The sequence below is a fragment of the Inquilinus limosus genome (assembly GCF_051487185.1).
GTDB classification, from domain to species: domain Bacteria; phylum Pseudomonadota; class Alphaproteobacteria; order DSM-16000; family Inquilinaceae; genus Inquilinus; species Inquilinus limosus_F.
In genome coordinates this window covers 114832-140218 of sequence record NZ_JAHVDK010000007.1, presented here as the reverse complement: position 1 = coordinate 140218, position 25387 = coordinate 114832, and the positions used below count along the sequence as shown (strand labels likewise).

Genomic DNA, 25387 nt, shown 5'->3' with positions numbered 1-25387 from the left:
CCATCGCTCCATTGAGGCCCCGATCATGCCTGACACCCTGGCGCTGCCGACCGGCGATCTCGCCCGCGATCTCGCCATCGCCGAGATCCGCAGCACCATCGTCGACGTTCCGACCCGGCGGCGGCACAAGCTGTCCTCGCTGTCGGTGACGGCGCAGAGCTACGTCGTGGTCGAGCTGCGCCTGGCTGGCGGCGCCGAGGGCATCGGCGAGGCGGCGACCCTGGGCGGCCCGCGCTGGAGCGAGGAGAGCGTCGAGAGCATCAAGGCCGCGGTCGACCACTATCTCGCCCCGACGCTGATCGGCCAGCGCGCCGACCGGTTCGAGGCGGCGGGCGCCCGGATGGACGCGGCGGCCAAGCGCAACACCGCGGCCAAGGCGGCGATCGAGACCGCGCTCTATGACGCCGTCGGCCGCAGCCTTGGCATCCCTGCTGCCTTGCTGCTGGGTGGCGTGGTGCGCGACCGCATCCCGGTGCTGTGGACCCTGGCCTCGGGCGATCCGGGACAGGAGATCGAGGAGGCGGAGGGCAAGCTGGCGGCCCGGCTGCACCGGACCTTCAAGGTCAAGGTCGGGGCCCAGGACGCGGCGGCCGACCTGGCCCGGCTGCGCCGCCTGGCCGGAGCGCTGGGCGACCGGGCGGCGCTGATCGTTGATGCCAACCAGGCCTGGGACGAGACCACCGCCACGCGCTGCCTGCCGGTTCTGGCCGATCTTGGCGTCCGGCTGGTGGAGCAGCCGCTGCCGGCCTGGAACATCGCCGGCATGGCCCGGCTTCGCGCCCGCAGCGACGTACCGCTGATGGCCGATGAATGCGTGTTCTCGGCGCACGACATGCTCGCGGTCGCGTCTGCAACTGCGGCCGACGTCGTGTCGCTCAAGCTGGTTAAGCATGGCGGCCTCCTGAACACCCGCAAGGTCTCGGCCGTGGCCGAGGCGGCGGGGATCGGCCTCTATGGCGGCTGCCTGCTGGAGAGCTCGATCGGGGCGGCGGCGCATCTGCAGGTTTTCGCCACGCTGCGCGAGCTGGGCTGGGGCTGCGAGCATTTCGGGCCGCAGATCCTGACCGACGACCTCGTGGCCGAGCCGCTCCGCTTCGAGGATTTTCACCTACTGCTGCCGGCCGGCCCCGGCATCGGTGTTACGCTCGACCGCGACAGGCTGCGCCGCTACGCCCGCGGCTGAGGAGAGGCCCATGCTCTACCATGTGCAGATGGATGTGCGGGTGCCGCACGATGTCGATCCGGCCCGGTTCGAACGGCTGAAGGCCGAGGAGAAGGCGCGGGCGCAAGAGCTGCAGCGCGCCGGCAAGTGGCGCCATCTGTGGCGGGTCGCCGGGCGCTACGCCAATGTCAGCATCTTCGACGTCGAGGATCACGACGAGCTGCACGCGATCCTGTCGACCCTGCCGCTGTTCCCCTTCATGACCATCGAGGTCACTCCGCTCGCCCGGCACCCCTCGGCGATCGGCTGACCCGCGGCGGCCGCCGCACCCAACGACAACCAGCAAGGGAGGTTTTGCCATGGCGCAGCCGCGCATCGTGGACGTCCAGGACGTCATCAACTCGCACCCGCTGTCGCGATTCCAGGTCTCGGTCGTCGCCCTGTGCTTCCTGGTGGTGGCGATCGACGGTTTCGACACCGCGGCGATCGGCTTCATCGCCCCGGCGCTGAAGGCGGGCTGGGGCGTCACGCCGGCGCAGCTGGCGCCGCTGTTCGGCGCCGGGCTGCTCGGGCTGATGCTCGGCGCCTTCCTGTTCGGGCCGCTGGCCGACCGGATCGGGCGCAAGAGTGTACTGGTCCTGACCACGCTGGGCTTCGGCGCCGCCAGCCTGGCCTCGGCCACGGCTGGATCGGTCGAGGAGCTGACGATCTGGCGCTTCGTCACCGGTCTCGGCCTCGGCGGCGCCATGCCCAGCGCCATCACCCTGACCGCCGAATACTGCCCGGAACGCCGGCGATCCTCGCTGGTCACCCTGATGTTCTGCGGCTTCACCATCGGCTCGGCGGTCGCCGGCCTCGCCGCCTCGCAGATCGTCGCGGCCTATGGCTGGCAGGGCCTCCTGGTGCTGGGCGGCATGCTGCCGATCGCCCTGGTCCCGGTGCTCTGGCTCGCCCTGCCGGAATCGGCGCGATACCTGACGCTGCGTGAAGGGCGCACCGACCGCATCGCCGCGGTGCTGCGCCGGATCGCACCGGCCGAGGATTTCGCCGGAGTCGAATTCGCCCAGGCCGGCAAGGCGAAGGGGTTTCCCGTGGTCCAGCTCTTCGCCGAAGGCCGCAGCGCCGGCACGATCTTCCTGTGGCTGACCTTCTTCATGAGCCTCTTGGTCTTTTACCTCCTGTCGAGCTGGCTGCCGCTGCTGATCACCAGCGCCGGCTGGACGCTCGGCCAGGCCTCGCTGATGGCGGCGCTGCTGGCGACCGGCGGTACCATCGGCGCCGTCGCCATCGGCCGGCTGATGGATCGGTTTGAGCCGCATCGCGTGCTCGCTGCCTCCTATCTCGCCGCCGTGGCCTTCATCGTGCTGCTGGGCAGCGCCGCGGCCTCTCCCTGGCTGCTGATGCTGGGTATCTTCGGCGCCGGCTTCGGCGTCGCAGGGTCGCAGGTCGGCATCAACGCCCTGGCTGCCGCCTATTACCCGACCGCCAGCCGGGCCACCGGGGTCAGCTGGGCCAATGCCGTCGGCCGCACCGGCTCGATCCTGGGCTCGATGGTCGGCGGCGTCCTGCTCTCCCTCGGCTGGGATCTCGCCACCGTCTTCAGCGTCGCCGCGGTCCCGGCGCTGATCGCCGCGGCCGGCATGCTGGCCAAGGGCCGGCTGCGGGGCCGGACCCCGGCTGCCGCTGCCAGTGTCGCCGCGATGTCCGAGACCGCGGCATGAGAGGATGCGCCGTTCGACTCTTTGCGGGGGGAAGCCGGATGAAGATGGTGATCCGTCGAGTGCGCTTCTGCAGCGTCGCCGCGATCGTGCTCGTGGTGGGTACGGCCCAGGCACAGACCGATGTCCCGGGCGCCGATGAGTTGAAGGCGGCGTGCCCTGGCCTCGCCGGGCAGGCGGTTCCGCCCTCGGCCATCGGGCTGCCCAGCGGCCCGGCGGCGATCGTGTCCGCGACCTTCGTCCCGGCTGCGCCGCAATCGGTCTCAGATGGCAAGACGGTCCTGGCCACGCCGGACTACTGCAAGGTGCTGGGCGCCATCGCCCCGGTCGACCCAGCGGCACAACCGATCAACTTCCAGGTCAATCTGCCGATCGCCTGGAACGGTAAAGCGCTGCAGTATGGTGGTGGCGGCTACAACGGCACGCTGATCACCGGGCTGGCGCCGTTGCGCGATGCCGCTCCCGGCGATCCGCTGCCGCTGACCCGCGGCTATGCCACCCTCGGCACGGATTCAGGGCATCAGGCATCGGCCTTCGCGCCGGACCGCATCGGCGCGTTCGGCCTCAACGACGAGATGCTGATCAACTACGGCTACGCCTCATACAAGAAGGTGAGGGATGTGGCCGTGACCGTCATGCGCTCGTTCTATCGGCGCGGGCCCTCCCGGCTCTACTATTTCGGCGGGTCCGAGGGCGGGCGCGAGGGGCTGACCATGGCGCAGCGCTTCCCCGCCGACTACGACGGCGTGGTCAGCGTCGTCCCGGTGGTGCAGCTGTCGATGCTGTTCCAGTCCTACATCCCCCATCAGCGGCCCCAGCTTCGCAGCGGGTGGATGGGGCCGGACAAGGTCGTGACCCTGGCGAGGTTCGTCTCGGATGCCTGCGACGCGCTCGATGGGCTCGCCGACGGGGTGGTCAACAATTATCTCGCCTGTCCGGCCCACGTCGACCTGCAGAAGCTGCGCTGCCCGGACGGCGCCGATGCCGGAAGCCACTGCCTGTCCGACGCGCAGATCGAAACCGTCTCGGCAGTGCATTCGCCCTATACCCTGCCGTTCTCTGTCGCGAACGGGCTGGCGACCTATCCGCAGTGGCTCTACGGCAACGAGACCACCCCCGATCCGAGGAACGCCACGATGACGCGATGGGTCACCGGGACGGCGGCGCCGACCGTCGCGGTGGACCCGTCGAGCGCGGCGCAGCAATGGCTGTACGGCGCCAATTTCGTGCGCTTTTTCGTGGCGAAGGACCCGGATTTCGATCCGAGCCGTTTCGACCCGAAGGATTTCCAGTCCCGGTTGCAGCAGGTCTCCGAGATTATCGACTCGTCGAACCCCGACCTGTCCGCCTTCTTCGCCCGAGGCGGCAAGCTGATCATCCGCGAGAACTTGGGCGATCTGGCGCAGAGTCCGCTGGCCGGGATCAACTACTTCAGCGCGGTCATCGCGAAGCTCGGTCATGAGACCGTGGAGACGTCCGCGCGGCTTTACGTCTCGCCGGCCTCGACCCACACCGGCCCGGCCGTCAGCGTGACCGACGGCACGCCGGTACCGACCATGGTCGATCTGCTCGATCCGCTGGACCGCTGGGTCACCGCCGGCGAGCCGCCCGCCGACGCGCTGATCCAGACGGTGAAGACGGCCGTCCCGCCCTTCGATGTCCTGGCGGCGCGGCCGATGTGCCGCTATCCGAAATATCCGAGATATGTCGGCGGCGACAAACTTTCGGCGGCGAGTTACGTCTGCGCTCCATCTGTTCCTTGACAGCGCGGTGAAATCATCGGCATCGCTGGAGCATCCTCGGCAGGACGCGGCAGCGTCACCTTCGAGCTATGCAGCCAGCTTGGATATCGCCTCTTCCACCAGCCGCAAGGACCGTTGGCTGCGTGTCCAGGATTTGAACCTGCGAAGACGACTGGCTGGGCTTGCCTCCGGTTCGATCGCCATCCATGCTGTCCTCGTCAGCCGCGGCCGTCCAAATCCGTTCCGGTTCGTAGACGCTCCATATAGGCCCGGTAGGCAAAGCTGCGGTCGCGCTTCTTTCCCGTGGTCTCCACAAGCATTCCCACCTCGGCCAGCGCTTCGATCGCGCGGGTCGCCGTCGGTTTGCTCGCCTCGATGAGCTTCATGGCGGAGGCGACCGTCACGATCGGATGACGAGGAAGCTGTTCGAACAGCCGCAGGGCCGAGACGGAAGCGGACTCGGCGCCGAGCAGCCGCGCCCGATCCGCGCTGACGAGGTTGAACAACTCGCGTGCCGAGGCGACGGCCTCGTCGGAGATCGTGGCGACCCCATCGAGAAAGAAGTCGGTCCAACCCTCCCAATCCCCCTCCAACCGGACGAGGTTGAGCCGCCGGTAGTACTCCTCACGGTGACGCTTGAAGAACAGGCTGAGATAGAGCAGCGGAGCCTTCAGGAGCCCCCACTGCTCCAGCAGCAGGGCGATCAGGAGCCGCCCGATCCGCCCGTTGCCGTCGAGATACGGATGAATGGTTTCGAACTGCACATGCAGGAGGCCTGCCCGAACGAGCTTCGGCAGCGGGTCATCCGCATGGATGTATTTCTCGAGTTCGCCGAGGAGCTGAGGGAGCTTGTCCGGCGGCGGTGGAACATAGACCGCGTTCCCCGGTCGGCTGCCGCCGATCCAGTTCTGGCTGCGGCGCACCTCTCCGGGTTGCTTGTTGGAGCCGCGCACGCCGCGCATCAGCCGCTTGTGCGCTTCGTTCAACAGCCGCATGGACAGCGGCAGCCCGCGCTCGGACGCGAGCTGGTCGCGCGCGTAGGCGAGCGCGTCGAGATAGTTCGTCACCTCCTCGATATCCGCATTGGGGGCGGGTTGCTCTTCGGCCTCGAAGGCGAGTAGGTCGACCAGCGAAGCCTGCGTGCCCTCGATCTGCGACGAGATCACCGCCTCCTTGCGCACGAAGGCGTAGACGAACCAGTCGAGCGAAGGCACCATCTCGCCGGCCAAGTCGAGCCGAAGCAGCGCCTGCTCGGCTTCCCGGAGGCGATGCTCCAGCGTGTCGCTGATGGCGAGCGCCGGCCGGGCGGGCGGCAGGTCGAAGGGAAGGAAGGCGTCGACCGCCTCCCCGCCGGCGGTAACGCTTTCGTATCGGCCCGTGGCGCGTTTCGGCATCTCTCGGCGGCTCAACTCAGGAACGACATCGTTCCGATGGTTAGGGCAAGGCACGGCGGCGTTCCCTGTCGGTCCGGCTAGTAACGAAGTCTTTGCTAGCTATGATCGTTAGTCAAGGAGCCGTTCCTAGCGGGCTTCGCTAGGCACGTTCCCGCTCCTGAGCGAGAGGGCCTGGCGACAAGGCGACAGCCTCCCGCGGAGTGGATGTTCGCCAGAGCTTGCGCAACGCGCGCCGCACGGCAGCAGGAGGATTGTGGGGGAGCAGACAATTGTCACCTTCGCACTACCGATTGGCTGAATATGTCGCACGAAGCTTACAATTTCCCTGGCACGGCGTCGGATGGGTTCTGCTTGAATGGGCAGACGGGAGCGCGACAAGGAGGGCACGACGGTAGTCGCAACCCTCCTCGCCTCGCACCCTTCTACAAAGGAACCGAAACCAGCGTCTTCGCGCGAAGGATCTTGGCTTCCTGCACCGACAGCACCTGTCCACCACCGAGGAGGCGCGCGATCTCCGCGGAAACCTGATCGGCTGCGATGACGAGTGCCGTGTCGAGATGAACATACCGTTGAGTGACCCCGCGCGGCGCATGTCCCAGGAGGCCCGAGATCGTCAGCTCGCTGAACCCCAGCGAGGCCGCGATGCTCGCGAAGGTGTGCCGCAGAGTGTGGGGCGTGACATCCTGCAGCCCGGCCCGCGCGCAGACCCGATCGAGCACCCGCACCAGGCCGACGAAATGGCCGTCACCCCAATCGGCGGGAAACACGAACGGGGAGGTGCTGCGGCCGGCCTGTTCGACGAGACAGGCCATCGCGGAGTCGCCGACGGCCCGCAGTTGCGGTCCCGACTTGGTGTCGGGGAAGGCGACGCAGTTGCCGTCCTGCTCGATCCATCTTTTGCGCATGCCGAGCACCTCCATCCGCCGGAAGCCGGTGAGCAGCAGCGCGCGAATCGCGGCCAGCCCCGTCGGGTGCTCGCCCTCGCGTTCCATCTGCAGCATCACCTTTCCGAGATGCCGGACCTCTCCGGCGCTGAGGCGCCGCTTGAGCTTCGTGGAGGCGATCACCCTCACGCCGTTGGCCGGGCTCTGCTCGATCAACCCGAGTCGGCGCGCGTGATTGAGCAGGCTCCTGAGCGTGCTGATCGTACGGGCAGCGACGCCGGCGCCGCCTGCCGTCTGTCCTCCGCGTCCCGGACGTTGTAAGCGGGCGGTCTTGCCGGCCGCGATGTCGGCCTGCAGCCGCTCGATGTCCGCGAGCCGAAGATGGCTCACAACCCGCGTGCCGATGAGCGGCTTGATGTGCTGCTCGATGCGACTCCGATCCCCAGAGACGGAGGAGGCTTTGATCGGCCGCCTGTTCCGGCCGAGGAGCCGACCCGATTCGGCCTCCGCCAGATACCAGTCGCAGATCTCCGCCACCGTCGTTCCCTCGCGGGCGGCACGCCGCTCGGCGGACGGATCACTGCCGTCGACCACGGCGGCGAGCTTCTTCTTCGCCAGATCGCGGGCGAGTTCGACGGTGAGCACACCGTACTGGCCGATGACGAATCGGCGCGTGCGGCGCTCCCCGTTGCGGTACTGGATCAGAAACGTCTTGGTGCCAGACGGCTTCATGCGGACCCCGAAGCCTCTCAACTCGGTGTCCCAGAGGAACACGTCGCGCCGAGGGCTATGTTGCAGTGCATCAACGATTCGCTTCGTCAGTTTCGGCATTTCAGCTCACCCTTCATCCGGATTTCGCGTTTGAAATCAGTCCGATGGGTGATGGGCGGAGGCCGTGCGCTGGCCGATCTGCTTCCCCACGCAGGTGCAGCATGAGCGGGGAAGCAGGGGGGAAGCAGTCGAACGGAAATCAGCGGCTTTTCTAGCGTACCCCCGGCGGCACGCCTGTCAATGTAAGTGACTGATTCATAGTAGTTTTTCGCGTCCTGGCGTATAAAGACCGGAAGTTGCGAAAACGACCCGGACCCGTTGCCAAGGTTGGGGTCGAGGGTTCGAATCCCTTCGCCCGCTCCATTTTCTCCCAGGAAAATCAGAGACTTAGCAGGCGCCCAGGGGCGTTTTCTGCGTCCCCGGCTTGACCCGCTTCGCGGGCCGGATCCTCCTGTTCGACGAAACGGCGGGCTGAAGATCTAGGGCCGCACGTCGTCGAGGCGGGTGTCGAAGCGGCGCGGCAGGACCGCGGTGTGGAGCCAGCAGACGAGATTGTGGATCGAGAACACCGGCAGCCCCGTGGCGCGGCGGATATCGGCGGCGTAGGGGATCATGTTGGTGCATTCGAGCACGATGGCGCCGAGATCCGGGTGAGCCGCGACCAGGGCGCGCGCCGCCTCGACATTGTCCGCCCGCGCCGCCTCGACATCCAGCTCGGGCTCGTTGCCGAGGATGGCGCGGGTGAATTCGCGGCCGCCCTCGGTGCCCATCACCGGGGTCGCCGGATCGACGCCAGCGGCCCGCAGATGCTCCTCGGTCAGCGTCTGGCGCGAGATGGTCAGGATGCCGACGCGGCGCGAGGGCGGCAGGGTGCGCTGCACCAGCGGCACCTGCATCAGCGAGGAGGTCGCGACCGGCACGCCGACCGCGGCCGCGATCTCGTCCTGGAACAGCGAGAGGAAGCCGCAATTGGTGGTGATGGCGTCGGCGCCGTGGCGGACCAGGTCGTGCGCCGCGGCGATGAAGGCGGGGAGCAGGCCTTCCGCCCGCCGGCGCACCACCCGGTCGGGCGAGGCGTCGGGGACCACCCGGTACTGCACCGGGAAGGGCCAGGTCAGGCCGTTGCCCATGTCGCCCGGCACGCGCGGGAAGCGCGCCTCGAGCATCAGGATGCCGATGCATGCGCCGTAGACCGCCTTGCCGCCCCGTTCCGTCATCCCGCCGTCTCCCCGTGGTTACGATCGCCGGCCCGGCCGGGCCGAGAGCACGATCGTCTCAAATGGACGCGAATTCGCTTCCGTTCGAAACCTGAATCGCCGCTAAGTCTTTAATATGAAGTCTGACCACCAGACAAACTGCAGCATGGCGGGCCGGCTGCGAGGGCTGGCTTGACCCCGGGGGCGGGGCGCGTCGCCGTGATCGGCGGCGGCATCGTCGGGGTCTCGACCGCGATCTGGCTGCGCCGCGGCCGGGAGGTCGTGCTGGTCGACCCCGGCGTGGCGGCGGACCGGGCCAGCTTCGGCAATGCCGGCGTCCTCGCCGCCTGCTCGGTGGTGCCGGTGACCGTGCCCGGGCTGGCCGCCAAGGCGCCGAAGATGGTGCTCGATCCGAACTTTCCCTTGTTCCTGCGTTGGGGATATCTGCCGCGGCTGCTGCCCTGGCTGCTGCGCTATCTGAGCCATGCGACGGCGGTGGAGGCGGCGCGCATCGCCCGCGGCCTGGCGCCCCTGGTCGGCGACGCGGTGGCGCAGCATCAGGCCCTGGCCGAGGGCACGCCGGCCGCCGGCTGGCTGACCCCGTCCGGCTATCTCTTCGCCTATCCGTCGCGCGCGGCGTTCGAAGCGGACGCCTTCGGCTGGGGGCTGCGGCGCGAGGCCGGCTGGTCCTGGCAGGAGGTCGAGGGGCCGGCGCTGCGCGAGCTCGACCCGGCGCTCGGTCCCGCCATCGGCTTCGGCGTCCTGGTCGGCGAGCACGGCTATGTCGCCGATCCCGGCGGCTATCTGCGCGACCTGGCGGCGCATGCGGCACGGCTGGGCGTCACCTTCGTGCCGGAGAAGGCGCTGGACCTGCGGCTCGACGGCGACGGCCGGCCGGTGGCGGTGGCGACCGCGAGCGGCGAGATTTCCTGCGCCGTCGCCGTGGTCGCGACCGGCGCCTGGTCCGGGCTGCTGCTGCGCCGGATCGGGCTGCGCATCCCGATCGAAACCGAACGCGGCTATCACGTGATGATCCGCGACCCTTCGGTCCGGCCGCGCTTGCCGACCATGGTTACGTCGGGCAAATTCGTTGCGACGCCCATGGCCGAAGGGGTGCGATGCGCCGGCGTGGTGGAATTCGGAGGGTTGCGGGCGCCGCCGACGCGGCGGGCGCTGAACCTCGTCGTCGCCAAGCTGTGCGCGGCCTATCCGGCCATGCGGTTCACCCGCCACGAGGAATGGCTGGGGCATCGCCCGGCGCCGGCCGACAGCCTGCCGCTGATCGGGCAGGCGTCCGGGCATCCCGGGCTCTATCTCGCCTTCGGCCATCATCACGTCGGCTTGACCTCCGGCCCCCGCACCGGGCGGCTGGTGGCGGCGCTGGTCGCGGGTGAGCGGCCGGACATCGATTTGGCACCGTATTCGCCCGACCGCTTCGCCCGGCATTGAGCGAAGCGGCGGATATCAAACAAACCAGACAAGGGGGACGAGAATGGGGACGCAAACTCGTGGATTCGGGATTCGGCAGGCGGCGCTGGCGCTCGCCGTCGTCGTGCTGGCAGCGGGTCCGGCCGCGGCCGAGACCTGGGACATGCCGACGGCCTATTCCGAGAGCAACTTCCACACCGGAACGGCGCAGGCCTTCGCCGCCTGCGTGAAGGAGGCGACGGCCGGCGAGATCGACATCGTCGTCCATCCCTCCGGCTCGCTGTTCAAAGGCAACGACATCAAGCGCGCGGTGCAGACCGGCCAGGCGCCGATCGGCGAGCGGCTGATCTCCGCCCATCAGAACGAGAACCCGATCTTCGGCATCGATTCGATCCCGTTCCTCGCCACCTCCTTCGAGGATTCGACGAAGCTCTGGCGGGTGACCAAGCCGGTGGTCGAGAAGATCCTCGACGGCGAGAACTTGGTGTTCCTGTATTCCGTGCCCTGGCCGCCGCAGGGGCTCTACTTCAAGAAGCCGGTGGCCTCCAACGCCGACGTCAAGGGGCTGAAGTTCCGCGCCTACAACGCCGCGACCGCCCGCTTCGCCGAGCTGTCCGGCCTGAACCCGGTGCAGATCGAGGAGGCGGAGCTGCCGCAGGCCCTGGCGACCGGCGTGGTCGAGTCCTTCATGTCCTCGGGCGCCACCGGTTACGACCGCAAGGTGTGGGAGCAGCTCACCAATTTCTATACGGTCGATGCCTGGCTGCCCCGCAACTACGTCTTCGCCAACAAGGAGTCCTGGGAAGGGCTGGACGACGCCACCCGCGCCGGCATCCGCGGCTGCGCCTCGCTCGCCGAATATGCGGGATACTGGCGGGCGGTGCAGTACACCGACTTCACCGTCGGGCAGCTTGCCGCCCATGGCATGAAGGTGGAGAAGCCGTCGGACGCCTGGCGCGCCGAGCTGATGAAGATCGGCGACACCATGACCCAGGAATGGCTGGCCAAGGCCGGAGCGGACGGCCAGGCGATCGTCGACGCCTACAAGGCCGCGAAATGACGGCGCAGCCGACGGCCGCCCGGCCCGCGCCGGCCCCGGCGGCCCGCATCCTCCGGCGCCTGCTCGATGCGCTGTATCTCGGGGCGGGGATGCTGGCCGCCCTGTCCCTGCTGGCGCTGCTGGTGGTCATCGTCGCGGCGATGGCGGCGCGCTGGCTCGGGCTGCAGTTCCCCGGCGGCACCGAATACGCCGCCTATCTGCTGGCGTCGTCGTCCTTCATGGCCCTGGCCCTGGCGCTGCGGCGCGGCGCCCATATCCGGGTCGGGCTGCTGCTCAACGCGCTCGGCCGCCGCCGGCGCTGGGGCGAGCTCTGGTGCTGGGCCGTCGGCGCGGCGCTCGGCTGCTACTTCGCCTGGTACGCGATCTCGATGGTGCGCTGGTCCTACAAGCTGCACGACGTCAGCCAGGGCCAGGACGCGACGCCGCTGTGGATCCCGCAGCTCGCGATGGCGGCCGGCGCCGTGATCTTCGCGGTCGCGCTCGTCGACGGGCTGATCTCCCTGCTCGTGACCGGCAGCGCCGGGATCCAGGCGGGCGAGGAGAGCCAGCGCGAGATCTGACCTTCCGCCGCGACCACCAACCCCGGAGACCGGGCCGAGGCCATGGACCAACTCACCGCCACCGCCATCCTCCTCCTCGCGCTGTTCCTCCTGCTCGGCTCCGGCGTCTGGATCGGCCTCGCGCTGCTCGGCGTCGCCTATATCGGCATGGAGCTGTTCACCAGCCGGCCGGCGGGGCCGGCCCTCGCGACCACGATCTGGAGCTCGGCCGCCAGCTGGTCGCTGACGGCGCTGCCGCTCTTCATCTGGATGGGCGAGATCCTGTTCCGCACCCGGTTGTCGGAAAGCCTGTTCCGCGGCCTGTCGCCCTGGCTGGCCCGGCTGCCGGGTCGGCTGCTGCACACCAACATCGTCGGCTGCACCGTCTTCGCCGCGGTTTCCGGCTCCTCCGCCGCGACGCTGATGACGGTCGGCCGCATGTCGATCCCGGAGCTGCGCCGCCGCGGCTATCCGGAGCGGATGATCGTCGGCACTCTGGCCGGCGCGGCCACGCTGGGGCTGATGATCCCGCCGTCGCTGACGCTGATCGTCTACGGCGTGACCATCAACGAATCGATCTCCAAGCTGTTCATCGCCGGCGTGATCCCGGGCCTGGTCCTGGCCGGCCTGTTCATGCTCTACGTCGTCGGCTGGGGGCTGCTGCGCCCCGGCGAGGTGCCGGCCGAGCCGCGCACCACCTTCATCCAGAAGATCAGCGAGGGGCAGCATCTGCTGCCGGTGGTCCTCCTCGTCCTGCTCGTCATCGGATCGATGTATTCCGGCGCGGCGACCGCGACCGAGGCCGCGGCCTTCGGCGTGCTCGGCGCGCTCGGCCTCGCCGCCTGGCAGAAGACGCTCAGCTGGCGCAGCTTCATCGAGGGGCTGGAGAGCGCGACCGTGATCTCCGCCATGATCGCCCTGATCCTGGCCGGCTCGGCCTGCCTGTCGCTGGCCATGGGCTTCACCGGCCTGCCGCGCAACCTGGCCGTCTGGATCCAGGGGCTGGGCCTGTCGGCGACCGAGCTGATCCTGGCGCTGCTGGTCTTCTACATCATCCTCGGCTGCTTCCTGGACGGCATCTCTTCCGTCGTGCTGACCATGGCGATCGTGGAGCCGATGATCCGTCAGGCCGGGATCGACGTGATCTGGTTCGGCATCTTCATCGTCGTCGTGGTCGAGATGGCGCAGATCACGCCGCCGGTCGGGTTCAACCTGTTCGTGCTGCAGGGCATGACCAAGCACGGCCTGGGCACCATCGCGCGCGCGGCGCTGCCGATGTTCTTCATCATGGTGCTGATGGTGTTCGTGCTGATGGGCTTCCCCGGCCTCGCCACCTATCTGCCGTCGCATATGTGACCGGCCGCGCCGCCTATCAGCGGAACCTCAGACGATATTGGCAGTGGCGCTGGAACCCGGCGGAGCTGCCCCTCGACGAGATCTGGCGCCTGGTGGACGATCTGATCGAGGCGCAGGGCGACCTGCTGCCGCGCTATCACTAAGCGGACCGGGGAGGGCTGAACATGCCGGCAAGGCTGGAGGGGCGCGTCGCCATCGTGATCGGGGCGGCGCGCGGCATCGGCGCGGCGATCGCCGAGCGGCTGGCGGAGGAGGGGGCACGGCTGGTGATCGGCGACACCGAGGCCGACACTGGGGCGGCGACGGCGGCACGTCTCGACGCCCGCTTCGTCGCCACCGACATCAGCCGGAAGGCGGATGCCGAGGCGATCGTGGCGGCGGCGGTCGACGGCTTCGGCCGGCTCGACATCCTGGTGCAGAACGCCGCGATCTATCCCTGGACGCTGATCGAGGACATCGAGCCCGAGGAGTGGGATCGGGTGATGGCGGTCAATCTGCGCGGCACCTATCTCGCCGCCCGGGCGGCGCTGCCGGCGATGCGGCAGGCGGGCGGCGGCCGGATGATCTTCACCTCCTCGATCACCGGGCCGCGCGTCACCAGCCCGGGCCACGGCCACTACGCCGCGACCAAGGCCGGCATCAACGGCTTCCTGAAATCCGCGGCGCTGGAGTTCTCCGGCTACGGCATCACCGTCAACGGCGTCGAACCGGGCAACATCCTGACGGAAGGGATGCAGCAGCACCGCAGCGCCGAGTTCATCGCGATGATGGAGCGGGCGGTGCCGCTCGGCCGGCTGGGCACGCCACGCGACGTGGCCGCGGCGGTGGCCTTCCTGGCCTCGGACGACGCCGCCTACATCACCGGCACCACCATCGTCGTCGACGGCGGCCAGACCCTGCCGGAAGGCCACGATTTCCGGCTGCGGCCGCAATAGGGCGATGCGGGGCGGCGGCCGGCCGTCGCTCCTTCGGCCCTATTGCAGCATCGCTTCCGGCAGCGGCGCGCCGTGGTACTTCTGATAGATGTCGTTCAGCTTGCGGTTCTTCAGATTGGCCGCGACCCATTCGTTCAGCTTCTCCATGAAGCGCGGCTCGTCCTTGCGCAGCCCGATGGCGAGGTCGAAGGTGCGGATCAGGAATTTCGGCTCGAAGGCGCGGTCCGGGTTCTTCTGCCGGATCTGGTTCACCAGCGTGGCCGAGGTGGCGACGATCTGGGCCTGGCCGGAGACAGCGGCCGTCACCATGGTCGCGTCGTCGTCGTAGCGCACGACCTGGAAGCCCTTCTCCGACGCCAGCTTCGTCAGCTCCGTGTCCTGGGTGGTGCCGCGGGTGACGGTCACCGTCTTGCCCTGGAGGTCCGCCCAGTCCTTGATCGGGGCGTCCGCCGGGGCGCCGATCACCGATTGCAGCGCGGCATAGGGCTTCGAGAAGTCGATCACCTTCGCCCGCTCCGGCGTGACCGACAGGGTCGAGATGATGATGTCGGCCTTGCCGGTCTGGACGTTCGGGATGCGGGTGGCGCCCGTGGTCTGGACGAACTCCAGCTCCAGCCCCCAGTCCTGGGCCAGCAGCTGCGCGGTCTCGACATCGGAGCCGATCGGCTTCATCTGGTCGTCGATCATGCCCGAGGGCGGGATGGCGAGATCGGTCGCGACCCGGATCTTCTTGGCCGCCATGATGTCGTCCAGCAGGTCCGCCCGGGCGCTCACGGCGCCGAGGCTCAGGGCGAAGGCCAGGGCCAGCGCCCGGCTCCAGCGGATGGTCGGCTTCATCTGCGTCTCCTCCATGTTTGGATGTTCTGGTTGAGCGTCCGGGGTCAGAGCTCGTTGGCGACGAACTGCTGCAGCTCAGGCGTTTCGGGGCGACTCAGGATCTCGGCCGGCCCCTGCTCGTGCACCCGGCCGCGATGCATGAACAGGACCCGGTCCGCCACCCGGCGGGCGAAGCCCATCTCATGGGTGACCATGATCATGGTCATGCCACGGGCGGCGAGGTCCTCCATCACCTTCAGCACCTCGCCCTTCAGCTCGGGGTCGAGGGCCGAGGTGACCTCGTCGAACAGCATCACCTTGGGCTGCATCGCCAGCGATCGGGCGATCGCCGCGCGCTGCTGCTGGCCGCCCGACAGCTGCTCGGGATAGGCGTCGGCCTTCTCGCCCAGACCGACCTGGTCGAGCACGCTGCGGGCGAGGGCACGGGCCTCGGCCCGCGGCAACTTCTTCACCGAGACCGGCGCCAGGGTGATGTTCTGCTCGATGGTCAGATGCGGAAACAGGTTGTAGCTCTGGAACACGATGCCGACGTCGAGCCGCAGGCGGCGCAGGTCGATCTCCGGGTCGCTGACCCTGTGATCGCAGACCGTGATCTCGCCGCCGTCGATCGTCTCCAGCCGGTCGATGCAGCGCAGCGCCGTGCTCTTGCCCGATCCGCTGCGGCCGATCAGGGCAGTGACCTGGCCCTTGTCCACGGTGAAGGACACGCCGTCGAGCACGGTCAGGGCGCCGAAGCTCTTGCGCACGTTCTGCAGCGTCACCATCGCCGTCATGGCGTTCTCTCCCTTGCGTGTTCTTGGGGGCACGACCCTTGCGGCCGCGCTAGGCCAGGGCGGGCTTCAGCCGCGGCGTGAAGCCCGTCCGGCGCTCCAGCCTCCGGCTCAGGAGCGAGATCGGGTAGCACATGGCGAAGTAGAGGACCGCGATCACCATGTAGATCGCGAAGGGCTGGAAGATGGAGTTGTTGACGATCTGCCCGGCCCGGGCCAGCTCGACGAAGCCGACGACCGAGGCCAGCGAGGTGTTCTTGATGATCTGGACCATGAAGCCGACGGTCGGCGGCGTGGCGATGCGCACCGCCTGCGGCAGGATCACCTTGAACAGCCGCTGGGGGCGGCTCAGCGCCAGGCACTCCGCCGCCTCCCATTGCGGCTTCGGCACGGCTTCGAGGCAGCCGCGCCAGATCTCGCCGAGATAGGCGCTGACATAGATCGTCAGCGACGCGCCTGCGGCGAGCAGCGGCGGCACCTCGACCCCGATCGTCGGCAGCCCGAAATAGGTCAGGAACAGCAGCACCAGAAGCGGTGTGCCCTGGACCAGCTGCACATAGAAGCCGACGGCGCCGCGGACGAGGCGGCTCGCGGAGATGCGGCCGAGCGCGACCCCGAAGCCGGCCAGGCCGCCGCCGAGGAAGGCCATCAGCGACAGGGCCAGGGTCCAGACCGCGCCCTGGAGCAGGAAGTCGAGATGGTTCAGGTTGAGGCCGGGCTGCATGGCGTCCTCGCGATCAGAGCGGCGTGCCGAGCCGGCGGCGGCGCGGGAAGAGGACGAGGCCCAGCCCCCAGAAGCCGGCCCGCATCAGCAGCGACAGCGCCAAGTACAGCGCCGCGACGATGATGTAGGTCTCGAAGGCGCGGTAGGTGTCCGACTGGATGAAGTTGGCGACCGCGGTCAGCTCCTCGGCCGAGATCTGCGAGACGACGGAGGAGGCCAGCATCAGCAGCACGAACTGGCTGGTCAGGGCCGGATAGACCCGCTCCATCGCCGGGCGCAGCACGACATGCCAATAGATCTGCACCCGCGACAGGCCCAGGCATTCCCCGGCCTCGATCTGCCCCTTGTGGATGGAGTCAAAGCCGGCGCGCATGATCTCGGCGGTGTAGGCGCCGACATTGATGGTCAGCGCGATCACGGCGACCGCGACCGCCGAAAGCGACAGGCCCAGGCTGGACAGGCCGAAATAGACGACGAAGATCTGGACCAGGAAGGGCGTGTTCCGGATCGCCTCGACATAGGCGCCGCACAGCCGCGACAGCCAGGCCGTCCCGTCGCGCCGGCCGATCGCACACAGAGTGCCGAGCGTGAAGCCCAGCACCGTCGAGGCGACGGCGAGGCGGATGGTCAGCCAGGCGCCGTCCAGGAACATCGGCCAGCGCTCGAGCACGACGGAGAAATCGAGGGTGACGCCCATCGCCCGGCTCCTCTATCCGGCGTTCGGGGACTGCCCGGTCATGCGGTCATAGACCCGGAACAGGGCCTGGTTGCCGTTGCCGCCCTCGCCATGGGCCCGGGCGTCGAGATACTGGCTGGTGACCAGCGCGGTGGCCGGCAGAGGCACCGCCTTGCCGAAGGCGAGCTCCTGCACCAGGCGCAGATCCTTCAGCATCAGGTCGATGCGGAATCCCGCCCCGGCGTCGCCGGCGATCATCGCGGGGCCGAGCTTGTCCAGCATCCAGGAGGCGGCGGAGCCGCCGAGCAGCACCTCGCGCATCTGCGCCAGGTCGACGCCGCAGGCGCGGCCCAGCGCCAGCGCCTCGCAGATCGCCTGCAGGTTGATGCCGCAGATCAGCTGATTGCACAGCTTCACCGTCTGGCCGGCGCCGCTGTCGCCGACATGGGTGATGGTGGTGCCCATGCCGCGCAGCACCGGCAGCGCCCGGTCGAAAGCGGCGCGGGTGCCGCCGACCATGATCGTCAGGGTGGCGGCGCGGGCACCCTGCGGCCCGCCGGAGACCGGGGCGTCGAGGAAGTCGATCCCCGCCGCGGCGAGGTCGGCCTGCATCCGCCGCACCGCCTGCGGCGAGATCGTGCTCATATCGACCACCAGCCGGCCGCGCGGCGGCGCCGCCAGCAGCCCGCCCGGGCCGTACACCACCTCCTCCACCTGCGGCGTGTCGGGCAGCATGGTGACGACGAGGTCGGCGCCCTCGGCCGCCTCGGCCACGCCGGCGGCGGGGACGGCGCCCTGCGCCGCCAGGGCCTCGACCGCCGCCGGCAGCACGTCATAGGCGCGCACCTCGTGGCCGGCGCGCAGCAGGTTGGCCGCCATCTCGCGGCCCATGGTGCCGAGGCCGATGAAGCCGACCGTGTGACGGAGCTCCGCCATGGTTCAGCCCTCCCGCTCCAGCGCGTGCAGCTTCTCGACCCGGCGCTTGAAGTCCTCGCTGGGGTCGAATTCGGCGGCGAGATAGGCCGCGACCAGGTCGCGCGCCAGCCAGGGGCCGACGATCTGGGCGCCGACGCACATGACGTTGACGTCGTCATGCTCCACCGCCTGATGCGCCGAATGGAAATCGTGGCAGACCGCGGCCCGGATGCCGCGGATCTTGTTGGCGGCGATGGCCGCGCCGACGCCGGTGCCGCAGATCATCAGCCCGCGGTCGGCCTCCCCGCCGGTCACGGCGGTGCAGACGGCCCGGGCGACGTCCGGGAAGTCGACCGGGTCGGGCGTGTGGCTGCCCACATCCGTCACCGCATGGCCGAGGCCCGCGACGAAGTCGGCGATCTCTCGCTTCAAGGGAAATCCGGCATGGTCGCAGCCGATCACGATCTTCAACGCTGTCTCCTCGGGCATTCTTGTTGGGCTCGGCCGGCTGGGACGTCAGCCTGGCGGCTGCGGCCGGCCGACCGTGGTCTCGAAGGCGGCCTTGCGGCGGTACTCGTCGCCGATCTCGAAGTGGCGGCGCAGCAGCTCGTCCGACCGCTGCACGTCGCGCGCCACCAGCGCCTCGAAGATCCGGTGGTGGTGGTCGATCAGGAAGGACCGGATGCCCGGCACGCGCAGGATCAGCTCGCGCCGCCCGCGATGCGACCGGCGCAGCAGATCGGAGATCGCGGTGTAGATGCTCCGCAGCGTCTCCGACCGACCGGCCTGGACGATGCCGCTGTGGAAGTCGAAATCGGCGTCGCCGCCCGCGACGGGATCGTCGATGGTCGCCTCGATCCGCTGCAGGGCGGCCCGGATGCGCTCGAAATCCGCCAGCGTCGCGCGGCGGCAGGCCAGGCGCGCGGCCTGGCACTCGATCGCGATCCGCGCCTCCATCACGTCGTCGACGACGTCGGATTGCTGGGCCAGGACGAAGGTGAAGAACTCGCCGAGGGTGGAGGCGTCGGGCTGGCGCACGATGGTGCCCACCCCGTGCCGGATCTCGACCGCGCCGAGCATCGCCAGCGCCCGCAGCGCCTCGCGCAGCACCGGGCGGCCGACCCCCAGCAGCGCCGACAGGTCCCGCTCCGGCAGCAGCCGGTCGCCGGTCTTGAGGGCGCCGGACAGCAGCTGCTCGCGCAGGAAGGCGAAGACCTTGGCGTAGCCGCCCGGGCCGTCCTCGGGATCGCGGGTGAGCTTGACGATATCGGACATAGTGATCTTACCGTGGTCAGACCACTTAACCGCCGTTGGCGCCGCTTGTCAATCGGCATCGATGCTTCGCCCAGGGCAATCGCTTGAAGCGCCTCCGGTAGCGGATGAGACACAGTCTGATTGCCTCTCCCGCTTGCGGGAGAGGTCGGAGACGCGAAGCGGCTCCGGGTGAGGGGAGTTCGTCGAGGCCGGGACCAGCCCTCACCCGGTCTCGCTGACGCGAGCCCGACCTCTCCCGCGTCCGGCGGGAGAGGAAATCTGAGCTCATCGTCTCGAGCGATTGCCCTGATGCTTCGCCGTGCGGGCGGTTTAGTGTGCTTTCGGCCGCGGGGCCTGCCGCGAGGCCTCGCGGGGCGTGATGCCGTAGCGCCGCCTGAACGCGGTCGCGAAGTTCGCCGGACTCGAGTAGCCGGCGATGACGCTGGCCTCCTGCACGCTGACCTCGCCGGACCGCAGCGCCGAGAGCGCGCGGTCGAGGCGCGCCAGGCGCACATATTCGAAGACGCTGCAGCCCTCCGCCAGGCGGAACAGCCGCTGCAGCCCGCTGGCGCTGGCCCCGGCCTCGCGGGCGATCGCCGCCACGCTCAGCGGCTGGGTCAGGCTGGCGGCGATCGCATCCCTGGCACGCTGCAGGCGGATCCGCTCGCGATGCGTGAGAAGGCCGCCATCGGCGGCGCGGTCGGCCCGCACCACGGCGGCGATGGTCTCGGCCACGATCTCAACCGCCCGCCCTTCGAGATAGAGGGCGTGCAACTCGGGCATGAAGGCCGGTTGCGCGAAGATCTCGCGCACGAGCGCGGAGACGCGCGGTGTCGGGGTCCAGCGATGGTCGGCGAGATGGTCCTTGAACAACCGGTTGGCCAGGCGCTCGCCGCGCAGCTCCTCGATCCCGTCGATATTGAGCCATTCCGGCGTGGCCGACACGACCAGGTGGTGGACATGCTGCCGGCCCATCGACCTCCGCTGGAAGCTCTCGGGCGTGACGCTCATGATCGCCGCGGCCGCCATCGCGCCGCTCCGGCCGGCCTTGAACCCGAAGCGGCGGCCGCCGATCTCGACATCGACCTCGCCGTCGAGGAAGAAGATGCAGGACAGCCCCTCGGGCAGGCGGGACGCGACGGTGAAGGCGTGCTCCTCGATCGCGTTGCCGGCGTGGACGAACAGGCCGTGGCGCAGCTCCCGGTGCCACAGCTCGCCGGCGATCAGCGTGTCCTCCGGCGAGATCCTGTCCTCGGGGCTGTCGAGGACGACCCCGTCGCGCCGCATGAGATCGCCGATCCGGACCCGTCGGCCCCGGCCGTCTCCGAAACCGCCGTCACCTGCAGCTGAATGGGATCTCATCCGCGGCGCCCTTCGCGCTGTCCGGGCGGGAGGGGCCGCGCACGGACCATCATCCGGGCGCCGGTCACGGCGTCCGTCCGAGATTTGTTGATCCGCAAAGCTGTCTTGCTGCCGTGCAAAGGCCGATGCCCCGCCCTTGTGCCATGATGCCGCCACTCATTGAATGCGAATGACTATCAAAGTCAATCGCCGGACGCTGTCATGGCTTGGGGCGGGGAATGATCGTGCAGCATGCGCGACTCTTGCGGGGACTGTTGCTGCTGGCCTCGGCCGTCGCGGGCGGTGCCCTGCCCGCCTTCGCGCAGCAGGACGGCTCGGTCCGTCTCGACCCGATCATCGTCCAGGGTGGGGGCGGGACGGACGAGGGCATCGTCGCCACCCGCAGCGCCGGCGCCACCAAGACCGACACGCCGCTGCTGGAAACGCCCCAGGCGATCAGCGTGGTCACCCGCGGCCAGATGGACGCCCAGGGCGCCAACTCGGTGTCCGAAGCCCTGCGCTATACGCCCGGCGTCTTCGCCGAAGCCAACGGCTACGACGTGCGCTACGACTGGCTCTACATCCGGGGCTTCAACACCTACGGCACGATGTGGCTCGACGGGCTGGTCCTGCCCGGCGACCCGAACAACTATGCGGTGCCGAGTATCAACCCCTACGCGCTCGAACGCATCGAGGTGATCAAGGGGCCGGCCTCGGTGCTCTACGGGCGGACGATCCCAGGCGGCCTCGTCAATCAGGTGAGCAAGCGGCCGCAGGCGACGCCGCATCGCGAAGTCTCGGTGCAGACATCGGGCTTCGGCGGCATCCAGGGCGCGGTCGACGCGACCGGCCCGCTCACCGAGGACGGCACGTGGCTCTATCGCTTCATCGGCCTCGCCAAGAACATGGATACCCGGATCGACCGGGAGCACGACCGCCAGGTCATGCTGGCGCCCAGCCTGACCTGGTCGCCCGACACCGCGACCTCGCTGACCTTCTACGGCTACTACCAGCACGACACGCCGACCTTCAGCCCGCGCTTCTATCCGGCCGTCGGCACGCTGCTGTCCAATCCGCTGGGCCAGATCCCGCGCGACCTCTATCTCGGCGACCCGGCGGCGGACGAGTTCAGGCGGGATTTCTATGCCCTCGGCTACGAGTTCTCGCACGATTTCGACAAGACCTGGAGCGTCCGGCAGAACCTGCGCCACGCCCGCTCCGACCAGAACATGTTCCTGGTGCTGGTCAACCCGGCCTTCGCCTACCAGCCGGACGGCCGCACGCTCAACCGCGCCTCGGCCGTTTCCGACGACTGGGTGTCGAGCTTCAACGTCGACACCCAGCTCGAGGCCCGTTTCAAGACGGGCGAACTGGACCACACCGCCCTCTTCGGCCTCGATTACGTCCACGCCGTCTCGGACACCAATTTCGGCAATGCGAACAGGGGGGTGCCGCCGCTCGACTATCTCGACCCGCACTATGGCGGCACGCCGATACCGCTTCCCGCCTCTCAGCGGTCCGGCCTGCAGAAGCAGAGCCAGACCGGCGTCTACCTGCAGGACCAGATCCGCTACGGCGGCTGGGTCGGCACCTTCGGCCTGCGTTACGACATCTCGGAGATCGAGAGCACCAACCGCCTCGCGCCCGGAACGCCGACGGTCTGGACCGAGGACAGGGCGCTGACCGGCCGGGCCGGCATCACTTATGTGTTCGAGAACGGCCTGGCGCCTTATGCCAGCTATTCGACCTCGTTCTTGCCGGTGCTCGGCACCGACCAGTCCGGCAAGCCGTTCGAGGCCCAATCCGCCGAGCAGTTCGAGATCGGCGTCAAATACGAGCCGCCGGGCGGTCCCGGCCTAGTGACGCTGTCCCTGTTCGACCTCGAGCTGGAGAACGCGCTGACGCCGGATCCGACCAACACGCTCTACAACGTGCAGAGCGGCAAGCAGCGCGTGCGCGGGGTCGAGATCGAGGCCAAGGTCGCGCTGACGCCGGAGATCGACGTGCTCGCCGCCTACGCCTTCACGCATTCGGAGGTGCTGAAGTCCAACCGGCCGGTGGAGGAGGGCAAGCCCTTGCTGCGCCTGCCGAAGCACCAGGGCAGCGTGTGGGTGAACTACCACCCGGACCGCGTGCCGGGCCTGTCGCTCAGCGCCGGCCTCCGCGCCACCTCCTCCTACCAGTCCGACAGCACCTATCTGCGCGAGCTGCGCATCCCGGCCCGCGCCCTGGTCGATCTCGGCGCCGAATACGATCTCGGCGGGCTGGTGCCGGAACTCGAAGGCACCCGGCTGCAGGTCAATGTCAGCAACCTGTTCGACGAGGACTACGTCTCCCACTGCCTCAACATCACCGGCGGCAGCTGCAACTACGGGGCGGGGCGCGTGGTCACGGCGGGCCTGAAATACGCATGGTGACGGGTCTGTGGCGCCGGCTCCTGCTGGTCTGCCTCGCCGCGGCCGGCCTGGTCGCGGCGTTGGGCGCGCACGCCGAGATCGCGCTGACCGACGCAGCCGGGCGCGAGGTGCGGCTCGCCACCCCTGCGACCCGGATCGCCACCAATGAGAGCCTGCTCCTGCTCTCGCTGGCGCTGATCGATCCCGATCCGGTCGCCAGGATCGCCGGCTGGGCCGCGCCCCGGCGCATCGACCCGGGCATGGTCGCCGCCTTCCGGGCGCGGTTCCCCGGGATCGACGACATACCGGTCGTCGGCGCCGTGCTCCCGGCCAACGCCTCAGTCGAGACCATCTTGAGCGTGCGGCCGGACCTGTTCGTGGTCAGCCTGTGGCAGCCCGACTGGGACGGGGTGGCCGACCGGCTGCAGGCCGCCGGGGTGCCGGTCATCTTCCTCGATGGCCCCGGCATCGCCGGGCTCGATCCAACGGAGGCCACGGCGTTCGCCGTCCGGCTCCTCGGCAAGGCGATCGGGCGGGAGGCGCGGGCGGGCGAGTTCGCCGGCTTCGTCAGGGCCCATGCGCAGGCCGTGGCCCGGCGCCTGGACGGCGTGACGGACCGCCCGAAGGTCCTGATCGACGCCTTTGCGGGTGGGGCCTGCTGCTCCACCCCCGGATCGGGCAACCGCCTGACGCAACTCCTGGCGCTCGCCGGCGGCCGCAGCATCGGCGCCGAGGTCGTCCCCGGCTATGACGGCCAGCTCAGCCCCGAAGCCGTGCTCGCGGCCGATCCAGACGTCTATATCGGCACCGGGGCACCGCATCTCGCCGCTCAGGGCAGGCTCGTGGTCGGCGGCGGGATCGACAGGACGGCCGCCCTGGCGTCGCTGCGCGACGTGCTGGGGCGCGATGTCCGCGGAGAGCTCGCCGCCGTGCGCGAGGGCCGCGCCTTCGCGGTCTCGCACCAGCTCTCGATCTCCGCGCTCAGCATTCTCGTCCTCGAATGCTTCGCGAAATGGACGCATCCCGACCTGTTCCCGGACCTGGATCCGGCCGGCACGCTGGCCGAGATCAACCGGCGGTTCCTGCCCGTTTCGCTCGACGGCACCTTCTGGATCAGCCTCGGGGACGCGCAGGGCTCTTCCGAAAATCCGAGACAGGACTCTCGATGAAGACGACATTCGTCGCACAGGCCCACATCGACCTCGCCGATGCGGACACCGTGATCGCCGCGGTCTGCGCGCATATGATCGAGCACGGCGCCGAGGTGGAGGAGCGCGGCGGCGAGCGGATCCTGCGCTTCGCCGGGGCATCCGCCCGGTTCTCGTGCGAGGGCGGGACGACGCGGGTCGACGCGACGGCTCCGAGCCTCGAGGGGCTGCATTTCGTCCGCATGGCCGTCGCCTCCCACATCCTCGAATTCGCCGCAGGACCGGCCCCGGCCATCGAGTGGACCGGGGATGGCGGCGATCTCCGGCGCCCGCCCAACTTCCAGATCCTCCGGGTCGCCGGCATCCGCGACGTGACGCCCCGCATGCGCCGCATCACCCTGGCCGGCCAGGATGTCGCGCGCTTCGCGCCGATGGATGCGCTGCACCTCAACATCCTTGTCCAGCATCCCGAGCTGTCGCAGCCGCAATGGCCGACACTCGGCCGGAACGGCCTGGTCCAGTGGGAGGACCCGCAGCGCCGGCCCGCCTTCCGCAAATACACGGTGCGCTCGCTCGACCTCCCGGCCGGCACGCTCGATCTCGACTTCGTGCTGCATACCGATGCGGGGCCGGGCTCGGTCTTCGCCGAACGGGCGAGGCCGGGGGACGAGATCGGCGTCGTCGGTCCCGGCGGCGGCGGGTTGGTCGAGGCCGACTGGTATCTCTTCGCCGGCGACGAGACCGCGCTGCCGGCCATCGCCCGCATGCTCGAACATCTCCCCGAGAGCGCGCGGGGCAGGGCATTGATCGAGGTCGCGGACGAGGCCGAGATCCAGCCGCTCGACGTCAAGGCCGCCATCGAGCTGCAGTGGCTGTGCCGCAACGGCGCGCCGGCCGGCACGACACGGCTGCTCGCCGACGCGGTCCGCAGCACGTCCTTCCCGGACGATGGATCGAGGATCTATGCCTGGGCCGGGTGCGAGTTCGGCACCTTCCGTGCGATCCGCAGCCATCTGCGCCAGGAGCGCGGGTTGGCGACGAAAGACCATCTCGTCGTCGCCTATTGGCGCCTGGGCGCAGGCGGAGACGTGGCCGAAGCCGCCGCCAACGCGGAGGCATAGGGCCGATCGGCCGGCGGCGC

24 protein-coding genes are annotated in these 25387 nt (G+C 69.3%); 13 read left to right on the top strand and 11 right to left on the bottom strand.

Annotated features, from left to right (window positions below; all coding sequences use genetic code 11):
- Nucleotides 1-25: 25 nt before the first annotated feature.
- From KXR53_RS10205 to KXR53_RS10190, 4 genes are read left to right on the top strand one after another with little or no spacing between them, the layout of a single operon-like run.
- A complete protein-coding gene (locus KXR53_RS10205; RefSeq protein ID WP_437375019.1) occupies nucleotides 26-1183 on the top strand; it encodes a muconate cycloisomerase family protein in 1158 nt (385 codons plus the stop codon).
- 10 nt (nucleotides 1184-1193) lie between these two features.
- Nucleotides 1194-1472 (top strand): muconolactone Delta-isomerase, encoded by a 279-nt coding sequence (gene catC / locus KXR53_RS10200; protein WP_437375018.1) that lies wholly within the window; start codon nucleotides 1194-1196, stop codon nucleotides 1470-1472.
- Nucleotides 1473-1521: 49 nt separating this feature from the next.
- A complete protein-coding gene (locus tag KXR53_RS10195) occupies nucleotides 1522-2883 on the top strand; it encodes an MFS transporter (protein ID WP_437375017.1) in 1362 nt (453 codons plus the stop codon).
- Nucleotides 2884-2921: 38 nt separating this feature from the next.
- Nucleotides 2922-4643, top strand: coding sequence for a tannase/feruloyl esterase family alpha/beta hydrolase (locus KXR53_RS10190; protein ID WP_437375016.1), 1722 nt, complete (start codon nucleotides 2922-2924; stop codon nucleotides 4641-4643).
- A gap of 197 nt (nucleotides 4644-4840) precedes the next feature.
- Here KXR53_RS10190 and KXR53_RS10185 read toward each other — a convergent pair whose 3' ends face one another.
- The 3 genes from KXR53_RS10185 to KXR53_RS10175 form a co-directional block, all read right to left on the bottom strand.
- A complete protein-coding gene (locus KXR53_RS10185) occupies nucleotides 4841-6016 on the bottom strand; it encodes a Fic family protein (RefSeq protein ID WP_437375015.1) in 1176 nt (391 codons plus the stop codon).
- Nucleotides 6017-6438: 422 nt separating this feature from the next.
- Nucleotides 6439-7731 (bottom strand): tyrosine-type recombinase/integrase, encoded by a 1293-nt coding sequence (locus KXR53_RS10180; protein WP_437375014.1) that lies wholly within the window; start codon nucleotides 7729-7731, stop codon nucleotides 6439-6441.
- 419 nt (nucleotides 7732-8150) lie between these two features.
- A complete protein-coding gene (locus KXR53_RS10175) occupies nucleotides 8151-8888 on the bottom strand; it encodes an aspartate/glutamate racemase family protein (protein ID WP_437375013.1) in 738 nt (245 codons plus the stop codon).
- Nucleotides 8889-9059: 171 nt separating this feature from the next.
- Between KXR53_RS10175 and KXR53_RS10170 the strand changes: the two genes are divergently transcribed.
- The 6 genes from KXR53_RS10170 to KXR53_RS10145 are packed head-to-tail and all read left to right on the top strand — an operon-like array spanning nucleotide 9060 to nucleotide 14185.
- On the top strand, nucleotides 9060-10316 hold the full coding sequence (locus KXR53_RS10170) for an NAD(P)/FAD-dependent oxidoreductase (protein WP_437375012.1): 1257 nt from the start codon (nucleotides 9060-9062) through the stop codon (nucleotides 10314-10316).
- Nucleotides 10317-10359: 43 nt separating this feature from the next.
- On the top strand, nucleotides 10360-11355 hold the full coding sequence (locus KXR53_RS10165; protein WP_437375011.1) for a TRAP transporter substrate-binding protein: 996 nt from the start codon (nucleotides 10360-10362) through the stop codon (nucleotides 11353-11355).
- Nucleotides 11352-11915: a TRAP transporter small permease gene (locus KXR53_RS10160; protein ID WP_437375010.1), complete on the top strand. Its 564-nt coding sequence runs from the start codon at nucleotides 11352-11354 to the stop codon at nucleotides 11913-11915. Before KXR53_RS10165 ends, KXR53_RS10160 begins: the two co-directional genes overlap by 4 nt.
- Before the next feature lie 42 nt (nucleotides 11916-11957).
- Nucleotides 11958-13250 (top strand): TRAP transporter large permease, encoded by a 1293-nt coding sequence (locus KXR53_RS10155; protein WP_437375009.1) that lies wholly within the window; start codon nucleotides 11958-11960, stop codon nucleotides 13248-13250.
- On the top strand, nucleotides 13247-13393 hold the full coding sequence (locus tag KXR53_RS10150; protein ID WP_437375008.1) for a hypothetical protein: 147 nt from the start codon (nucleotides 13247-13249) through the stop codon (nucleotides 13391-13393). Before KXR53_RS10155 ends, KXR53_RS10150 begins: the two co-directional genes overlap by 4 nt.
- Nucleotides 13394-13414: 21 nt before the next feature.
- Complete coding sequence (locus KXR53_RS10145) at nucleotides 13415-14185, top strand: SDR family oxidoreductase (RefSeq protein ID WP_437375007.1); 771 nt, start codon at nucleotides 13415-13417, stop codon at nucleotides 14183-14185.
- A gap of 39 nt (nucleotides 14186-14224) precedes the next feature.
- On the opposite strand, the gene KXR53_RS10140 is transcribed toward KXR53_RS10145, so the two are convergent.
- From KXR53_RS10140 to KXR53_RS10105, 8 genes are all read right to left on the bottom strand, one after another.
- Complete coding sequence (locus tag KXR53_RS10140; protein WP_437375006.1) at nucleotides 14225-15022, bottom strand: transporter substrate-binding domain-containing protein; 798 nt, start codon at nucleotides 15020-15022, stop codon at nucleotides 14225-14227.
- Between the two features lie 44 nt (nucleotides 15023-15066).
- The gene (locus KXR53_RS10135; RefSeq protein ID WP_437375005.1) at nucleotides 15067-15795 is read right to left on the bottom strand and encodes an amino acid ABC transporter ATP-binding protein; all 729 of its coding nucleotides are present in this window, start codon (nucleotides 15793-15795) and stop codon (nucleotides 15067-15069) included.
- Nucleotides 15796-15844: 49 nt separating this feature from the next.
- Complete coding sequence (locus KXR53_RS10130; RefSeq protein WP_437375004.1) at nucleotides 15845-16516, bottom strand: amino acid ABC transporter permease; 672 nt, start codon at nucleotides 16514-16516, stop codon at nucleotides 15845-15847.
- Between the two features lie 13 nt (nucleotides 16517-16529).
- Entirely contained in the window at nucleotides 16530-17213 is a 684-nt protein-coding gene (locus KXR53_RS10125; RefSeq protein ID WP_437375003.1) for an amino acid ABC transporter permease, read from the bottom strand.
- A 12-nt stretch (nucleotides 17214-17225) separates the two neighbouring features.
- Nucleotides 17226-18128, bottom strand: coding sequence for an NAD(P)-dependent oxidoreductase (locus KXR53_RS10120; protein WP_437375002.1), 903 nt, complete (start codon nucleotides 18126-18128; stop codon nucleotides 17226-17228).
- Nucleotides 18129-18131: 3 nt separating this feature from the next.
- Entirely contained in the window at nucleotides 18132-18569 is a 438-nt protein-coding gene (gene rpiB, locus KXR53_RS10115) for a ribose 5-phosphate isomerase B (protein ID WP_437375129.1), read from the bottom strand.
- 54 nt (nucleotides 18570-18623) lie between these two features.
- Nucleotides 18624-19382 carry a FadR/GntR family transcriptional regulator gene (locus KXR53_RS10110; RefSeq protein WP_437375001.1) on the bottom strand — a complete coding sequence of 253 codons (759 nt, stop codon included), beginning with the start codon at nucleotides 19380-19382 and terminating at the stop codon, nucleotides 18624-18626.
- 309 nt (nucleotides 19383-19691) lie between these two features.
- A complete protein-coding gene (locus tag KXR53_RS10105; protein ID WP_437375000.1) occupies nucleotides 19692-20648 on the bottom strand; it encodes a helix-turn-helix transcriptional regulator in 957 nt (318 codons plus the stop codon).
- A gap of 293 nt (nucleotides 20649-20941) precedes the next feature.
- On the opposite strand from KXR53_RS10105, the gene KXR53_RS10100 reads away from it, so the two are divergent.
- From KXR53_RS10100 to KXR53_RS10090, 3 genes are read left to right on the top strand one after another with little or no spacing between them, the layout of a single operon-like run.
- Complete coding sequence (locus KXR53_RS10100) at nucleotides 20942-23119, top strand: TonB-dependent siderophore receptor (protein ID WP_437374999.1); 2178 nt, start codon at nucleotides 20942-20944, stop codon at nucleotides 23117-23119.
- Nucleotides 23113-24267, top strand: coding sequence for an ABC transporter substrate-binding protein (locus tag KXR53_RS10095; protein WP_437374998.1), 1155 nt, complete (start codon nucleotides 23113-23115; stop codon nucleotides 24265-24267). The genes KXR53_RS10100 and KXR53_RS10095 overlap by 7 nt, the downstream gene beginning before the upstream one ends.
- A complete protein-coding gene (locus KXR53_RS10090; protein ID WP_437374997.1) occupies nucleotides 24264-25367 on the top strand; it encodes a DUF2218 domain-containing protein in 1104 nt (367 codons plus the stop codon). Before KXR53_RS10095 ends, KXR53_RS10090 begins: the two co-directional genes overlap by 4 nt.
- Nucleotides 25368-25387 lie beyond the last annotated feature (20 nt).

Bases quoted from the DNA above. Each gene is read 5' to 3' on its own strand.
- KXR53_RS10205 (WP_437375019.1), top strand. From the start codon at position 26: ATGCCTGACACCCTGGCGCTGCCGACCGGCGATCTCGCCCGCGATCTC.
- catC (WP_437375018.1), top strand. From the start codon at position 1,194: ATGCTCTACCATGTGCAGATGGATGTGCGGGTGCCGCACGATGTCGAT.
- KXR53_RS10195 (WP_437375017.1), top strand. From the start codon at position 1,522: ATGGCGCAGCCGCGCATCGTGGACGTCCAGGACGTCATCAACTCGCAC.
- KXR53_RS10190 (WP_437375016.1), top strand. From the start codon at position 2,922: ATGAAGATGGTGATCCGTCGAGTGCGCTTCTGCAGCGTCGCCGCGATC.
- KXR53_RS10185 (WP_437375015.1), bottom strand. From the start codon at position 6,016: ATGCCGAAACGCGCCACGGGCCGATACGAAAGCGTTACCGCCGGCGGG.
- KXR53_RS10180 (WP_437375014.1), bottom strand. From the start codon at position 7,731: ATGCCGAAACTGACGAAGCGAATCGTTGATGCACTGCAACATAGCCCT.
- KXR53_RS10175 (WP_437375013.1), bottom strand. From the start codon at position 8,888: ATGACGGAACGGGGCGGCAAGGCGGTCTACGGCGCATGCATCGGCATC.
- KXR53_RS10165 (WP_437375011.1), top strand. From the start codon at position 10,360: ATGGGGACGCAAACTCGTGGATTCGGGATTCGGCAGGCGGCGCTGGCG.
- KXR53_RS10160 (WP_437375010.1), top strand. From the start codon at position 11,352: ATGACGGCGCAGCCGACGGCCGCCCGGCCCGCGCCGGCCCCGGCGGCC.
- KXR53_RS10155 (WP_437375009.1), top strand. From the start codon at position 11,958: ATGGACCAACTCACCGCCACCGCCATCCTCCTCCTCGCGCTGTTCCTC.
- KXR53_RS10145 (WP_437375007.1), top strand. From the start codon at position 13,415: ATGCCGGCAAGGCTGGAGGGGCGCGTCGCCATCGTGATCGGGGCGGCG.
- KXR53_RS10140 (WP_437375006.1), bottom strand. From the start codon at position 15,022: ATGAAGCCGACCATCCGCTGGAGCCGGGCGCTGGCCCTGGCCTTCGCC.
- KXR53_RS10135 (WP_437375005.1), bottom strand. From the start codon at position 15,795: ATGACGGCGATGGTGACGCTGCAGAACGTGCGCAAGAGCTTCGGCGCC.
- KXR53_RS10130 (WP_437375004.1), bottom strand. From the start codon at position 16,516: ATGCAGCCCGGCCTCAACCTGAACCATCTCGACTTCCTGCTCCAGGGC.
- KXR53_RS10125 (WP_437375003.1), bottom strand. From the start codon at position 17,213: ATGGGCGTCACCCTCGATTTCTCCGTCGTGCTCGAGCGCTGGCCGATG.
- KXR53_RS10120 (WP_437375002.1), bottom strand. From the start codon at position 18,128: ATGGCGGAGCTCCGTCACACGGTCGGCTTCATCGGCCTCGGCACCATG.
- KXR53_RS10110 (WP_437375001.1), bottom strand. From the start codon at position 19,382: ATGTCCGATATCGTCAAGCTCACCCGCGATCCCGAGGACGGCCCGGGC.
- KXR53_RS10105 (WP_437375000.1), bottom strand. From the start codon at position 20,648: ATGCGGCGCGACGGGGTCGTCCTCGACAGCCCCGAGGACAGGATCTCG.
- KXR53_RS10100 (WP_437374999.1), top strand. From the start codon at position 20,942: ATGATCGTGCAGCATGCGCGACTCTTGCGGGGACTGTTGCTGCTGGCC.
- KXR53_RS10095 (WP_437374998.1), top strand. From the start codon at position 23,113: ATGGTGACGGGTCTGTGGCGCCGGCTCCTGCTGGTCTGCCTCGCCGCG.
- KXR53_RS10090 (WP_437374997.1), top strand. From the start codon at position 24,264: ATGAAGACGACATTCGTCGCACAGGCCCACATCGACCTCGCCGATGCG.